The sequence below is a fragment of the Brevibacillus soli genome (assembly GCF_044759095.2).
Classification (GTDB): Bacteria; Bacillota; Bacilli; order Brevibacillales; family Brevibacillaceae; genus JBIYSM02.
On record NZ_JBIYSM020000026.1, the window covers coordinates 47,657 to 62,776 of the forward strand.

Sequence of the window (15,120 nt, forward strand, 5' to 3'; positions counted from 1 at the left end):
GTCCGTTCAGATCATTTCGCTCATTTCCCGATAACGGCGGGGCCCGATTCAGCTTACTGCTGTCCGCTTGACGGCAGGTTCAGCCAATAGCTCCCAGGGGCATTTCCGGAAGTCCACGCCGGATGGCTCTCACCTGCCCATCCTCTCTGGGGACGCGAATACTCCCGTACTTCTCCTGTTCAACGCCTATTCCTATGAAAACACGTATGGATGTTTACTCGCCTTTGGCCAACACGCGCTCCACTCGCTCCAGCACTTTGTCGCGGCCGAGCAGGTAAAGGGTTTCGCCGAGGTCGCGGCCGTGCGCCTGACCGGTTGCCGCCACGCGAATGGGCATAAACAGCGCCTTTCCTTTGTGGCCGGTCTCTTTTTGCACTTCCTTCAATACAGCCTTGATGGTATCCACATTATATTCGCTGTGGGCTTCCAGGTGCTTTTTGAACGACGCCAGGACTTCAGGCAGTTGAGGCTCCTGCAATACAGCCTTCGCCTCTTCATCGTACACTACTTCCTCCAGGAAGAAAAGGGCGGCCAACGGAACAATTTGCGCACAGTAGGACATCTGTTCCTGATACAGGGCCACGATGCTGCGTACCCATTCGCGCTTTTCCTCGCTCAGCTCCTCTTCAATAAAGCCTGCCTTTTGCAGGTGCGGAATGCACAAGTCCGTGATGGTATCGAGAGGTTCACGCTTGAGGTAGTAGTTGTTCATCCAGTTCATTTTTGTCGAGTCGAAAACGGCTGGCGACTTGCTGACACGCTCCATCGAGAAAATCTTGACCAGATCTTCCATGGAGAAAATCTCCTCTTCTCCGCCCGGTGACCAGCCAAGCAGCACGAGAAAGTTGACGATTGCATCCGGCAGGAAGCCGAGGTCACGATACTGCTCGATAAACTGAATGATGCTTTCATCGCGTTTGCTCATCTTTTTGCCGTCCTGATTGAGGATCAGCGCCAGATGCGCAAACTGCGGCGGTTCCCAGCCGAACGCTTCGTAAATCATAAGCTGGCGCGGCGTGTTGGAAAGATGCTCCTCGCCGCGGATCACGTGGCTGATCTTCATCAGATAGTCGTCGATTACTACGGCAAAGTTGTACGTTGGAATGCCGTCCGGACGGCAGATGACGAAGTCGCCCATCTCCTTGGATTCAAAGGTGACTTCCCCGCGAATCAGGTCGTTCACCACATACACCTTGTCATCCGGCACAAGGAAGTGAACGGACGGGACTCGTCCTTCTTTTTCAAACTGTTCCCGCTGCTCCGGTGTTACGTTGCGGTGTTTTTCCAGAATACGCGGCGTTTCTCCGCGCGCGATTTGCTCTTCCCGCTCCGCATCCAGCTCTTCCTTGGTGGCGTAACAGTAATACGCTTTTCCTTCCGCCAGCAGCTGATCGATGTATTTGCGGTAAATATCCAGGCGATCCATCTGGCGATACGGCCCATAAGGACCGCCGATATCAACGCCCTCATCCCATTGAACGCCGAGCCACTTCAGGTTTTTCATCTGCTCCTCGGCCGCGTTCTCCACATTGCGCGTTTGGTCCGTATCTTCAATGCGGACAATAAATTTGCCGCCTTGATGCTTGGCAAACAGGTAGTTGAAAAGTGCGGTACGAGCGCCGCCGATATGTAAATGCCCCGTCGGACTGGGAGCGTATCGAGTACGGATTTCCTTTGCCATGGTAGCACCATCCTTTTGAAATGGAAATAAGCTCTGTTATGTTTCTAACGATTAATCTTACTACTAGCAGTCCGACTTGACAAGCAAACAAACGGCCTGGGCAGCAATGCCTTCGCCCCGTCCGGGGAATCCCAGCTTTTCCGTGGTCGTCGCCTTGACGTTAACCTGGGATGGTTCTTCCGCTTCCAGCACCCGGCCGATCACTTCACGCATTTGCGGAATGTACGGTGCCATTTTCGGCGCTTGCGCAATGATCGTGGCATCGACATTGGCCAAGCGGTAACCTCGTTCTTTTACCAAAGCCCAGACGCGCTCCAACAATTTGACGCTGTCTGCATCCTTAAAGGCCGGATCCGTATCGGGAAAATGGCGGCCGATATCCCCTTCGCCAATCGCACCCAGTAAAGCGTCGCTGATGGCGTGCAGCAGCACATCCGCATCGGAGTGGCCCAGCAGTCCTTTCTCATATGGAATCGTCACGCCGCCAATGATGCAGGGGCGCCCTTCCACCAATTGATGTACATCAAAGCCTTGTCCAATTCGCATGAACCCTACTCTCCCTTTCTTCTGCGCAAGATCTCTTCACCCAGCCACAAATCGTCCGGGGTGGTAATCTTGATGTTCTCATAATGACCTGGCATGACGGTGACGGGGTAACCCAGCCACTCCACCAGCATCGCGTCATCCGTCCCCAATCTGCCTGACTGTACCGCCGCCTGATGTGCCTCGCGCAACAAGGAAAGACGAAAAGCTTGTGGGGTTTGAACCGCCCACAAGCTCTCCCGTGCCGGTGTCGACTCGACTACGCCGGTCGCATCCACAACCTTGATGGTATCCTTGACCGGTACGGCCATGATGGTTGCCTGGTCACGCCGAACCTGTCGGATGATTCCACTGATTTGTTCCTTGGTTACGAAGGGTCGGGCAGCGTCGTGCACAAGTACGTACGAGCACGAATCCGACAGAGCGGCAAGCCCCAGGCGCACGCTGTCCTGACGTTCTGCACCGCCGCGAGTGATTTTCACCGCAAACGGTTCTTCCTGCAGCCAGTCCTGCACATCGGCTTCATCCCGCTCACTCACAACCAGCACCACTTCCGCTATCTCCGGATGGGTGGCAAAAAGATGAACGGTGTGAGATAGAATGGGCTTGCCTGCCAGGGGAAGCCATAGCTTGTTGCGGCCAGCCCCCATTCTCTTTCCGGAACCCGCTGCGACGATTACGACTCCTGTATCCACGTCTCAACCCTCACCCTGTACATTCTCTGTTACAACGCTTTTTCCAGCAGCTTCGGCTTGGCAAAAATCATCCGGCCTGCCGAGGTCTGCAATACACTGGTGACGAGAACGTCGACATCGTGTCCGATGTAATCCCGACCACCCTCTACAACGATCATGGTGCCGTCGTCCAGGTAAGCAACACCCTGTCCGTACTCCTTGCCGTCCTTGATGACCTGTACGGTGAGCTCTTCACCCGGAAGCACAACCGGCTTCACCGCGTTGGCCAGGTCGTTGATGTTCAGGACCGGAACGCCCTGAAGTTCACACACTTTGTTCAGGTTAAAATCGTTGGTGACGACTTTTCCGTTGAGAACTTTTGCCAGCTTGATCAGCTTGCTGTCCACTTCCGCAACGTCCTCGAAGTCACCTTCCCAAATTTGCACTTTTACCTTCAGTTCCTTTTGAATCTTGTTGAGAATGTCCAGTCCGCGTCTTCCGCGGTTGCGTTTCAGTACGTCCGACGAGTCGGCAATGTGCTGCAGCTCTTCCAGAACGAAGCCCGGTATGACCAGCGCCCCCTCGATAAAGCCGGTACGGCAAATGTCTGCAATACGGCCGTCGATGATTACGCTGGTATCCAGAATTTTATGTTCGACGTTTGCTGCGATACCGCTGTTTTCCTTTTTGGTCTTATCCTTGCGGCCGATGGAAAACACGGCCATGATTTCATCCCGCTTCCGGAAGCCCACTTGAAAGCCCAGATATCCGAGCAATCCAGACACAACTAGCGGCAACAAATCCCCAATGACCGGAATCGGAATGTTGCTGATGGGCAGGAATAATAAAAAAGCAATAATAAGACCACTAATCAACCCCATCGCCCCGAACATGACATCTACGATCGGCAGCTTAAGCAGCGTTTCCTCTCCCCAATTGACAGCCGCGACAATGTACTCGACCAACCAGTTTGCCAACAGATAGAACACAATCGCTCCCAGGACAGCACCAACGTATTGTTGTCCGGGAATGTTTCCAAAGTTAAGCAGCGTATTGAACAATTCAAATATGTCGCGGCCGAATTGATAACCCAGGCCGCCGCCAACGACAACGAAAAAGATTTTACTAACGCGTCTTAACATGCCTTCACCTCCTCTTATTAATATAGACAGAAGCCCATACAAAAAACCCTGTCTGGAATGAAACGTTTGGTACATTTCATCTGCTTTCCCCCCCACTATAGCAAAAGTTAAATTTGAGTGTCAAATAGCCAAAAATTTTAACATAATGGGATTTTCACGTCAACAACGAACGCTTTTTTCTCCTTTCCGCGTTTGACATAAGGGGGACTCCCTTCTTATAATGGCAGTATCCCCAAACACAAAAAATTCTGACGATATCTTCAACTAAGAGCAGAGGTGAATCAAATGGAAACGAGAAACGTTGACGATTTTCAAAACCAAGTCTCAGAGTTGCTCATTCGCCACCGGAGCGTTCTCGACGTCATGTCCAAAGTTCAAGAATCCGCAGCTCGTATTAACCGCTCTCTCACAAAAGCGATCACCGAATGCGGCTGTGTTGAAGTAGTCGCCAAAAAGCAATCCTATGACCCAAGCAAAAGCCTGCAGGAAAACAAGCAGCATCTCGACACCCACTTTTCCGGTCATATGTGTGAACACTGCCGGGACGTGGTGACCGCAGAACTGGGTAAAAACCTGTTTTACATCACCGCGCTTTGCAATATCGCGGACATTAAACTGGCCGATGTGATTCAAAAGGAATCTGACCGTCTGAATACCCTGGGTGTCTTTAACCTGTCATAGGCCCTTTCCTCTCCTATTACGAACAAACCCAACAAAAGGTTGCACATTTGAGACAGAAAAACCCGCTGCGATGATCAACAGCGGGCTTTTATTTTGGGTTATTTCGCTTTTATTCGAACGGGAGGGACTCTTCTTCATTGGTCTTCCCTTTTTTTAATTTTTTAACCAAAAAGTCAATGTTTTTTTTTATCCCATAGAGTGCGTAAAAAGCAAGCGGCAGAAAGACAATTTTGGGAAACTGTTGCGGATACTTTACCGCCACGATCACTACAATCGCAATGATCACTGGCGTAATCCAGTAGGCCGACTTCGGGATGCCTACTTTTTTAAAGTTGGGGTACTTGATTTTCGACACCATCAGGAAGGCGAGAAGCAGCATGCTGACTGCCAACAGAGCCACGTTGAACACCTGGTGGTAAAGCGCGAGTGTGGCCAAGACACCGCCTGCCGCTGTAATCGGCAAACCGATAAAATATCCGGGCACACCAGCCTGTACGTTGAAGCGAGCCAAGCGAAGAGCTCCGCAAATCGGGAAGATAGCGGTAATGAAAATGCCGAGCAGGTGAAGATCTTGCAGCGCGACTACGTACATGATAAACGCCGGCGCCACTCCAAAGGTGATCACATCGGACAGGGAGTCCAGTTCCTTGCCGAATTCGCTTTGCGCGTTTAACATGCGTGCCACGCGTCCGTCCAGTCCGTCCATCAGCATACCGATAATGACAGTAATCGCCGCATAGTCTACGTAGTTATCTCCCTGAAAGGCGAGGATGATGGCTACAATCCCCAAAAACAAGTTGCTTACGGTCAGCATGTTCGGCAATGATTTCACGAACATAGACTACCTCCTGATTCGTTAGCGAAGGAGACCTGTAAGTAAGGTCGTTTCCGTGCAGGCGTCCCCTTGGCAGAATAAATGCAAATAATGCCTTTATACTATTGTACCTTAAATATGTCTGTCAATGAACACCTGTTCCTGAATCCGTTTTAATCCGTCCTTGATGGCTCTCGCTCTTACTTCCCCGATCCCGTCAACCTCATCCAGCTCTTCGATGGTCGCCATCATGATCCGGGGCAGATTATGGAAGTGGTCAACCAGATTGGCGATAATCGGAACCGGCAGACGGGGAATCTTGTGAAGAATGCGGTACCCGCGGGGAGAGACCGCTTCCTCCAGCATGCTGGTATTTCCGGCGTAGCCGAGAATTCGTAAAAATGAACTCATTTCCAAAATTTCATCAGCCGTCAGCTTCTTCATTTCCCGGAGTACCTGTTCCGGCGAAACAACGGGGTCACGGATGTAATCGCGGATGAGCATATGTGTTTCCTCTTCGATATTGGAAACCAGTTCCTCCAGCTGCATGCTGACCAACCGTCCCTCTGTCCCTAATTCATATATATATTTGTTGATTTCGGATCTGATGCGCAGTACCATCTCAATTCGCTGCAAAACGGACGTAACCTCATGAAGCGTAACCAGCTCTTCAAATTCCAACGCCCCCAAATTGGTCAGTGACTGGTCCAGAACGGATTTGTACTTCTCCAGAGTCGACACCGCCTGGTTTGCCTTGGCAAGAATGACACCGATGTCGTTCAGCACATAGCGAAAGGTTCCTTGATATAACGTAATGACGTTGCGCCGCTGCGAAATGGCGATCACCAAATGACCCGTTTGAATGGCTACCCGTTCCGCCGTCCGATGACGAGTCCCCGTCTCTCTGGAAGGGAGCGTGGTATGGGGCACAAGCTGGGCGTTGGCGTACAAGATGCGTTTGGCATCTTCACTTACTATAATCGCCCCATCCATCTTCGCCAATTCATACAAGTGCGCCGGAGTAAAGTCGCAATTAATGGAAAAGCCGCCGTCCACGATGTTTTTCATCTCCGGTCCGTATCCGACGACAATCAAGCCGCCGGTTTTGGCTCTGAGGACGTTTTCCAATCCGTCGCGCAAAGGCGTACCGGGAGCAACAAAGCGAAGCACCTCGTTGTACAACGCTTCTCTTTTATTGGCCTCGATCATAATTTACCCCCTTAGCACTTCGTCGAGCGCTTCCGCAATGTTGCGAACACCAATCACTTCAATGTCGCTTGGAACGTCCAAACCGCGGATGTTCTTCTCCGGTATGATCACCCGTTTAAAACCCAATTTATGTGCTTCCCGCACCCGCTGCTCCATACGCGATACACCGCGAACCTCACCTGTCAGGCCGACTTCTCCAATGACCACGTCATTCGGGCTTGTCGCCTGATCACGGAAACTGCTCGCGATGCTGACGGCGATCGCCAAATCGACAGCAGGTTCGTCCAGTCTGACACCGCCTGCGACGTTGACGTACGCATCCTGGTTTTGCAGCATAAGCCCCATGCGCTTTTCCAGAACGGCCATAATCATCGCGACGCGCTGATGGTCTACACCGGTTGCCATTCGCCGCGGGGTGACAAAGCTTGTCGGGGAAACGAGCGCCTGCAGTTCAACCAGAACGGGTCGGGTTCCTTCCATGCTGGCGACCACGGTGGACCCGGCGACGCCGACAGGACGCTCGGCCAAAAAGATTTCGGAAGGATTGCCCACTTCCTCCAGACCCCGTTCTTTCATTTCAAAAATACCGATCTCATTGGTGGAGCCAAAGCGGTTTTTTACGGCGCGCAGGATGCGGAAGGAGTTATGCCGTTCGCCTTCAAAGTAAAGGACAGCGTCCACCATGTGCTCTAGCATGCGCGGGCCGGCAATGGCGCCTTCTTTGGTTACGTGACCGACAATGAAAGTGGCAATCCCCTTTCCTTTTGCGATCCTCATCAGGTGCGCCGTCGCTTCCCTTACCTGGGCGACGCTCCCTGCCGCCGACTGGACCGCAGGATGAAAAATCGTCTGAATGGAGTCGATGATCGCCACGTCCGGCATCACTTCATTTATTTGCTGTTCAATTAATTCCAAATCGTTTTCGGCCACCACATACATCGGGGGCGTTTTCATATCGAGTCGATCCGCACGCAGTTTAATCTGCTTGGCAGACTCCTCTCCCGACACATACAAAACCTTTTGCCCCTGATGAGCAAGGGCAAACGAGGTCTGCAGAAGCAGAGTGGATTTTCCAATCCCGGGATCGCCGCCGACGAGAATCAGGGAGCCCGGCACCAAACCTCCGCCCAAAACGCGATTCAGCTCGCCGATGGTGGTATCCATTCGCGGTTCTTCCTCGCTGGCCACCTGTGTGAGCGGCAATGCAGTCTGGCGTACACCGCCTCCCAGACCTGCGTGCCGATGGGAAGACTTTTCCGTGATTTCTTCCACCATGGTGTTCCAGTTGTGGCATCCTGGGCATTTTCCCATCCATTTGGGCGATTCATAGCCACATTCTTGACATGCATATTTTGTTTTATACTTTGACATATGGGTACTCCGCCATCCCTTTTTCATTCTTATCGACATTTCTTGGGTACTTATTTATCATACATAAGCGTACAAAAAAAGAATACCTCGAATGAGAGGTATTCTTTACTTTTGTTTTGCACGTGTCAGGACGTCGTTTTTTCCAGACGGTTGACGACGAGCTGGCCGTCCTTTTCATCGATGCAAACCGTGTCGCCCTTGCTGATGGTGCCTTTCAAAAGCTCTTCGGACAACTTGTCTTCGATGTTGCGCTGAATGGCTCGGCGGAGCGGACGTGCGCCGTACGCCGGATCGAAGCCTTCTTTGGCGAGGATCTTTTTCGCCTCGTCGCTCAGTTGGAAGTGAATGTCCTGCTCTTTCAGGCGCTTGCGCAGCTCTTCCGTCATGAGGGACACGATTTGCTCGATGTGCTCCTGCTCCAGCGAGTGGAAGACGATCACTTCGTCGATCCGGTTCAGGAACTCGGGACGGAAGCTCTTCTTCAGCTCATCCATCACTTTGTCCTTCATGTCCTGGTACTTCTTCTCGGTGTCACCGGTCGTGAAGCCGAGTGTGGTGTTTTTCTTGATCAGGTTTGCCCCTACGTTGGACGTCATGATCACCACCGTGTTGCGGAAGTCCACGGTACGGCCCTTGGAGTCGGTCAAGCGGCCATCGTCGAGGACTTGCAGCAGGATGTTAAACACGTCCGGATGCGCTTTTTCAATTTCATCCAGCAGGATGACGGAGTACGGCTTGCGACGCACTTTTTCCGTCAGCTGGCCGCCTTCATCGTAACCGACGTATCCCGGAGGGGCCCCCACCAAACGAGCGGTGGAGTGTTTTTCCATGTACTCGGACATGTCGATGCGAATCATCGAATCTTCGTCGCCAAACAGGGCCTCCGCCACGGCGCGAGCCAACTCGGTTTTACCCACACCGGTCGGGCCCAGGAAGATAAACGAGCCAATCGGGCGCTTCGGATCCTTCAGGCCGGCACGAGCACGGCGAATCGCACGGGAGATGGATTTGACCGCTTCATCCTGACCGATCACGCGGTCATGGAGAATTTCTTCCATCTTCAGCAGGCGCTCCGTTTCCTCTTCCTTCAGCTTGACGACAGGGATGCCGGTCCAGCTAGCAACGACATGGGCGATGTCTTCCGGTGTCACTTCCATGTTCAGCTGACCCTGGCGCTCTTTCCAATCTTTTTTCGTTTTATCCAGCTCTTCACGCAGTTTTTGCTCCTGATCGCGCAGGGCTGCGGCTTCTTCAAACTCCTGAGACTGCACGGCCGCGTCCTTTTCCTTGCGTACCTCTTCCAGACGGCCTTCCAGCTCTTTCAGGTTCGGCGGAACGGTAAAGGATTGCAGGCGCACTTTGGACGCTGCTTCGTCAATCAGGTCGATCGCTTTGTCCGGCAGGAAGCGGTCGGTAATATAGCGGTCAGAAAGACGTACCGCTTGCTCGATGGCTTCGTCCGTAATTTTCACACGGTGGTGCGCTTCATAGCGGTCACGCAAGCCGTGGAGAATCTTGATCGCGTCTTCCACAGTCGGCTCATCCACTTGAATCGGTTGGAAACGACGTTCCAAAGCCGCGTCTTTCTCGATGTACTTGCGGTATTCATCCAATGTGGTTGCACCCACGCACTGCAGTTCGCCGCGAGCCAACGCCGGTTTCAGGATGTTGGAGGCGTCGATGGCTCCTTCCGCACCGCCTGCGCCGATCAGCGTGTGCAATTCGTCGATAAAGAGGATGATATTCCCCGCCTGGCGAATTTCGTCCATGATCTTTTTCAAGCGGTCTTCAAACTCCCCGCGGTACTTGGTTCCCGCCACGACGGTCCCCATATCCAGCGTCATGACGCGCTTGTCACGCAGCGTTTCCGGAATTTCGTTGTTCACGATTTTTTGCGCCAATCCTTCGGCGATCGCAGTCTTACCAACCCCAGGTTCCCCGATCAGCACCGGATTGTTTTTGGTTCGGCGGCTGAGCACCTGAATGACGCGCTCAATTTCTTTTTGACGTCCGATCACCGGATCAAGGCCGCCTTCCCGGGCGATAGCCGTCAGGTCGCGCGCCAAGCTGTCCAGCGTCGGTGTGTTGGCCGCCGGGTTGTTGCCGGACGGCTGGTGGGACGCCATCATCTCCGAGCTGCCGAGCAGCTGCAGAACTTGCTGGCGGGCTTTGTTCAGGCTTACGCCGAGGTTGTTCATGATGCGGGCGGCGATCCCCTCGCCTTCGCGAATCAAGCCCAACAGGATGTGTTCGGTCCCTACGTAGGTATGACCCAATTTACGGGCTTCATCCATGGACAGTTCAATCACTTTTTTGGCGCGCGGCGTATAGTTCGGCGTATAATTGGCGCCGGTTGTCTGCTCCGTACCGCGGCCGATCAAGGACTCCACTTCACTTTGGATCTTGTCAAGCCCGAGCCCCAGCGATTGCAGTGCTTTCGCCGCAATCCCTTCTCCTTCCCGAATCAACCCCAACAGCACGTGTTCCGTACCGATATCCTTGTGACCAAGGCGTACGGCCTCTTCCAACGCAAGTGCCAGTACTTTTTGAGCGCGTTCGGTAAATCGTCCAAACATCATATCGCTTGCACCTCCAACAAAAATATTTCCTGTCTGTATGTTAAATACAGGAAAAACCGGTTACTTCTCTGCCGAAAGCCGTTCACGAATCAGGCGGGCTCTCCGCTCGTCACGCTGCTCCGGCGTCAATTTCTGTCCCGCATACTGCTGCAGAAAACCGGGCTGGGTCATCACCAAAAGCTCGTTCAAGACAAACGGCGAGCTGTTTTGGATGATTCCCAAGTCGATGCCCAACCGAATGTCAGACAGGCGCTGCGCCGCTTCCTTGGACTCCACGGTGCGGGCAAACTTCAGAATCCCGTACGAACGGAAAATGCGGTCTTCCAGCGCAATCCGGGAGTTCTCCTGCAGATATCGGCGGGAGACTCTCTCCTGTTCGATGATTTGCTTTGCGACGCTGTACAGATTGGAGAGAATGTCACTCTCTGACATCCCCAGGGTGACCTGATTGGAGAGCTGGAACAGATTGCCTAGCGCTTCACTGCCTTCCCCGTACAGGCCTCGAACCACCAGCCCCACTTGATTGATGGCTTGCAGAATACGGCTGATCTGCTGCGTCATCACCAGCGCCGGCAGATGCAGCATCACGGATGCGCGAATACCGGTACCGACATTGGTGGGACAACTGGTCAAGTAGCCCCGTTTTTCGTCAAACGCGTAGTTGAGCTGTTTCTCAAAAATATCATCAATTTTTGTACCTATTTCCCATGCTTCGTTCAGTTGAAACCCAGGCAAAAGCACTTGGATCCGAATGTGGTCCTCTTCGTTGATCATGATGCTGATCGATTCGTCTTCGCTGAGGAGCACCGCCCCTTTGCGCGATTCCTCCGCAAGATGCGGACTGATGAGGTGTTTCTCCACCAGCACGCGCTTTTCCAAGGGGTTGAGTTGCTCCATGTAGATCAATTGAAACGGCCCTTTTTTACTCATTGCCTCCGATTTGCCCACTTCCGCAACCTTTTTTACCACCTCTTCCGCCTGTGAATCGGTGGCCAGCATCGGAAACGGATGCTGCCGCAGGTTTCGGGCGATCCGCAACCTCGTGCTGATGACGATGTCGGAATCAGGTCCATTTCCGTTCATCCAGTTGCTCCAAGGGTTTTGCATAAACTGCTGTTGGGACATAAGCCAGCTCACCTCCCCTATCACGATTGGGCAATTTTTTGTTCAAGCGATCGGATACGGTCGCGTATCTCAGCTGCCTTTTCAAACTCTTCACTGGCCACGTAACGCTGCAGGGCAGCCTTCAGCTGCTCCAGCTCTTTGCGGATTTTCAGTTGGCCGCCCGTACGCTCCGGCACCTTGCCGATGTGCTGCGTATTTCCGTGAACGCGTCGAAACAGCGGATCGAGACGGTCGCCCAGGAACGTGTAGCAATCGCTGCACCCGAATCGTCCGCTTTTGCTGAACTGGGCGTACGTCAGTCCGCACGTCTCGCAGCGCAACGGTTTGCTTTGGGCACTTTCCTTCACCCCGTCCTTTTTTTGCATGGGATCGAAATTTAACAGCCCTGATAGAAGATTGTTGATGCTGAAATTGTGAAAGCCGGTAAACACATCGCCTTTTTCCTGAGCACAACGCTCACAAATATGGTATTCCGTTTTTTCTCCGTTGACGATTTTGGTCAGATGCAAAGTTGCCGGTCGTTTTCCGCATTCCTCACAGTTCATCAATCGTCCCCTCCTTTGGGTTAACGGTAGCGTTGTTACTTCAGCAATATAGATGCAATCATCTGCTTTAAAATGTTTGCCCGCAATCGGTCGCGCCATTCCGGTTCGATGGTCAGAACGTTGCGCGAAGTAGCGATTTTCATTAAGGTCGCTTCCCGATTGTTAATCAAGCCTTCCTCCAGAAGTCGTTCAATAATGGCGTGGCCAACTCCCTCTGTAATGCTTTCACCGATCAGTTCTTCCGTTAAAAGTTCCTGAAGTTTGGCCTTGCTGACAATGTGCACTTTGCGGATGCGTATGTAGCCGCCGCCGCCGCGTTTGCTTTCGACGATGTAACCTTTTTCAACGGTAAAGCGGGTGTTGATCACGTAGTTGATTTGAGAGGGCACACACTGAAATAGGTCGGCAAGTTCACTACGCTGTATCTCGATGTAGCCATTTGGACTCTCTTGCAATATGCGCTTCAAGTGCTGCTCGATGATGTCCGAGATGTTACGCAAACCCTCGCCTCCTGTTCCACTGCGGTAAATCCTTTGATTATTGACTTTGACTATCTTTGACTTTAATTATAATGCGTTTATTGTCTGTATGCAAGGGGTCCATCTACTTCTAGTGTTGTCAAAACGGAAGGACTTGAAACCACAAAAAAACCACTCCTGCTGGGAATGGTTTGCTGCATTAATGATTGGACGTCGAAAGGTTGGCAAGCGAAAACGGCAGGTGCCGGATCAAGTCTGCAAAACGGCTGATCCTTACATCGGCGCCATCCAGTTCCCCCGATTTGGCAAAGCCAAAATCACAAGCGATGGTGTAAAGTCGGTTTGACTTTCCGGCCTCCACGTCGGAGTGGCGGTCTCCGACCATGACTGCCGTTTCGATTTGATAGTCACGCAGCAGTTTTGCGACCAGGTCGTTTTTCGATTTGGTTTGAAAACGGCCAGCCGAATACAGGTCAGTAAACAGGCGCTTGATGTCAAAATGCTCACAAACGGCATCGATGTATCTCTCCAGTCCGTTGCTGGCCACAAACAGCGCGACTCCCCGTTGGTGAAGCTCCTGAAGTACTTCCCTTACACCGGGATATAAATCGGTTACGCCTTCTTTCAAAAGCTTCAGTTCGTTTTCCAGCATCAGAGCGTCAGCTTTCCTTTTGACCTCTTGGCTCGCTCCTGGCAGAAGCTTTTCCCACAGCTGATCGATTGTCATCCCCAGCACGTTGGTCAGCTCATGTTCATCAGGGGTACGGCCGACCCAAAGATTTTCTCTGCGCAGGTCTTCAAAGGTTCGTTGAAAGGCGGGCGTCGACAGTTTTTCCGTTTGTAACAGTGTCCCGTCCATGTCAAACAAGACGGCATGGGAAATGGTCATCTTCTCCTCCAGTTAGTTTATGACGTCCCCCGCTGACAGGGATTTCATATCTTCCATAATAAATTCTGCAATACGTTGAGCTGCGTCCGGCTTGGCAACTTTTTGAGCCATTTTTTTCATATATTCTACCTTCGTCGGATTGTGCATGAGTTCTTCAATAAAATAAATGAGCTGCTCCGATACGTTGGCGTGCAGCGCGCAACCATTGTTCAGGAGGAAGTGGCTGTTGCGTTCTTCCTGCCCGGGCAACGGGTTATAGATGATCATGGGAACTTGCTTGCTCATTACTTCCGCGGTGGTTAACCCGCCCGACTTGGTGACAATCAGGTCGGATACTTCGAGGTACTCATGGAAATTATTGATAAACCGGAGCGGCACCACTTCGTGTTTATACGAACGAGCGGTTATCTTTCGATACAGCTTTTCATTCGTCCCGGTCAACACAAACGTTTTGAGCGGCAGATCAATGTTTTCGAGTCCTTCCAGCACCTGTTCCATCGAGCCGAGCCCAAGACCGCCTCCGGAGAGAATGATGCACTTCTGGTCAGGTTGCACCTTCAGCTTTTCCTTGATACGTTCCTTCACCAATGGCTCGCAGAACTTCTTCATGATCGGAATACCCAACGGTTTGAACTTCTGGTAGTCATGACGATAAATGTCCACCAGATAATACAGTTGTTCGTGGGCAATGAAATAGTAATTGATGTGGTGGTTAATCCACGACGGATGAATGGTGTAATCGGTGATGATGGTATAAATTGGTTCCCTCCATCCATTGCGTCCTTTCAGCACGGAAAGCATGCAGCTGGCAAACGGATGTGTGGCGATAAATGCATCTGGCTGCACACTGCTAATCAGCTTCTTCAGCTTGTTGGCCAAAAGTTTGTTCATCAAAACGTTCATATCAAAGAAGCGGGTTTTCTCCGTGTTGTGGTAAATGCGCCCCCACATTTTAGGTGACAGGCGCAGGAGATTCATGTAACTCTCCAATAAGATTTTGTGAAACGTGGGGCTGATATACTCCAACGTATCGATGATCATGGACGTGTTGCCGTACTCCGCCAGGCTCTCCTGCATCGCTCTGGCCGCCTGATTGTGACCGTTACCGATTGAAGCAGAAAAGATCAGGATTTTTTTCATGAAAGTTCTCCTTCCTACCTACTCCATCCGTAAACCAGTACCTTCTCATGTTAGTTCACGCCTCTGGTCATTCGCAAGTGGTAAACTGTCGTTCCATCTTCTCAACTCATCGACAAGATTTTTACAATACGCAAAAACCCCTTAACATCGATGGTTAAGGGGTTACACATTATTCCTTGAAAACTGGATACGCTCATAGGCTAAGGGATTGTGTGGATAAGTCCTCGACCGATTAGTATTCGTCAGCT

Annotated in this window: 14 protein-coding genes and 1 other annotated feature (1 of these 15 running past the window's edge); of the genes, 1 reads left to right on the plus strand and 13 read right to left on the minus strand. The window is 51.9% G+C overall.

Translation table 11 applies throughout. From position 1 onward, the window contains the following. Window positions 1-192 (minus strand) — a binding site (T-box leader) (it extends 64 nt beyond the left edge of the window). A gap of 22 nt (window positions 193-214) precedes the next feature. From gltX to ACE99V_RS12470, 4 genes are all read right to left on the minus strand, one after another. Next, window positions 215-1,681 (minus strand): glutamate--tRNA ligase, encoded by a 1,467-nt coding sequence (gltX, locus tag ACE99V_RS12455; RefSeq protein WP_400491408.1) that lies wholly within the window; start codon window positions 1,679-1,681, stop codon window positions 215-217. Between the two features lie 63 nt (window positions 1,682-1,744). Then, window positions 1,745-2,227, minus strand: a complete 483-nt coding sequence (ispF, locus tag ACE99V_RS12460) for a 2-C-methyl-D-erythritol 2,4-cyclodiphosphate synthase (RefSeq protein WP_400491409.1) — start codon at window positions 2,225-2,227, stop codon at window positions 1,745-1,747. A 5-nt stretch (window positions 2,228-2,232) separates the two neighbouring features. Further along, window positions 2,233-2,919, minus strand: coding sequence for a 2-C-methyl-D-erythritol 4-phosphate cytidylyltransferase (ispD, locus tag ACE99V_RS12465; protein WP_400491410.1), 687 nt, complete (start codon window positions 2,917-2,919; stop codon window positions 2,233-2,235). A 29-nt stretch (window positions 2,920-2,948) separates the two neighbouring features. Beyond that, entirely contained in the window at window positions 2,949-4,040 is a 1,092-nt protein-coding gene (locus ACE99V_RS12470) for a PIN/TRAM domain-containing protein (RefSeq protein WP_400491411.1), read from the minus strand. Window positions 4,041-4,325: 285 nt separating this feature from the next. Here ACE99V_RS12470 and ACE99V_RS12475 point away from each other — a divergent pair, with 285 nt between their 5' ends. Next, on the plus strand, window positions 4,326-4,721 hold the full coding sequence (locus tag ACE99V_RS12475) for a nucleoside triphosphate pyrophosphohydrolase family protein (protein WP_400491412.1): 396 nt from the start codon (window positions 4,326-4,328) through the stop codon (window positions 4,719-4,721). Window positions 4,722-4,830: 109 nt separating this feature from the next. On the opposite strand, the gene pssA is transcribed toward ACE99V_RS12475, so the two are convergent. The 9 genes from pssA to ACE99V_RS12520 form a co-directional block, all read right to left on the minus strand. Continuing rightward, window positions 4,831-5,559, minus strand: a complete 729-nt coding sequence (gene pssA / locus ACE99V_RS12480; protein WP_400491413.1) for a CDP-diacylglycerol--serine O-phosphatidyltransferase — start codon at window positions 5,557-5,559, stop codon at window positions 4,831-4,833. A 108-nt stretch (window positions 5,560-5,667) separates the two neighbouring features. Next, window positions 5,668-6,744 carry a DNA integrity scanning diadenylate cyclase DisA gene (disA, locus tag ACE99V_RS12485; RefSeq protein ID WP_400491414.1) on the minus strand — a complete coding sequence of 359 codons (1,077 nt, stop codon included), beginning with the start codon at window positions 6,742-6,744 and terminating at the stop codon, window positions 5,668-5,670. A 3-nt stretch (window positions 6,745-6,747) separates the two neighbouring features. Further along, on the minus strand, window positions 6,748-8,115 hold the full coding sequence (radA, locus tag ACE99V_RS12490; protein WP_400491415.1) for a DNA repair protein RadA: 1,368 nt from the start codon (window positions 8,113-8,115) through the stop codon (window positions 6,748-6,750). Window positions 8,116-8,240: 125 nt separating this feature from the next. Beyond that, a complete protein-coding gene (locus tag ACE99V_RS12495; protein ID WP_400491416.1) occupies window positions 8,241-10,694 on the minus strand; it encodes an ATP-dependent Clp protease ATP-binding subunit in 2,454 nt (817 codons plus the stop codon). A gap of 60 nt (window positions 10,695-10,754) precedes the next feature. Then, entirely contained in the window at window positions 10,755-11,819 is a 1,065-nt protein-coding gene (mcsB, locus tag ACE99V_RS12500) for a protein-arginine kinase McsB (RefSeq protein WP_400491417.1), read from the minus strand. A 20-nt stretch (window positions 11,820-11,839) separates the two neighbouring features. Continuing rightward, complete coding sequence (gene mcsA / locus ACE99V_RS12505) at window positions 11,840-12,364, minus strand: protein-arginine kinase activator protein McsA (protein ID WP_400491418.1); 525 nt, start codon at window positions 12,362-12,364, stop codon at window positions 11,840-11,842. A 35-nt stretch (window positions 12,365-12,399) separates the two neighbouring features. Next, window positions 12,400-12,864, minus strand: coding sequence for a CtsR family transcriptional regulator (locus ACE99V_RS12510; RefSeq protein ID WP_400491419.1), 465 nt, complete (start codon window positions 12,862-12,864; stop codon window positions 12,400-12,402). Window positions 12,865-13,042: 178 nt separating this feature from the next. Next, window positions 13,043-13,732 carry an HAD family hydrolase gene (locus ACE99V_RS12515; RefSeq protein ID WP_400491420.1) on the minus strand — a complete coding sequence of 230 codons (690 nt, stop codon included), beginning with the start codon at window positions 13,730-13,732 and terminating at the stop codon, window positions 13,043-13,045. A gap of 12 nt (window positions 13,733-13,744) precedes the next feature. Beyond that, window positions 13,745-14,872: an MGDG synthase family glycosyltransferase gene (locus tag ACE99V_RS12520; protein WP_400491421.1), complete on the minus strand. Its 1,128-nt coding sequence runs from the start codon at window positions 14,870-14,872 to the stop codon at window positions 13,745-13,747. Window positions 14,873-15,120: the final 248 nt, after the last annotated feature.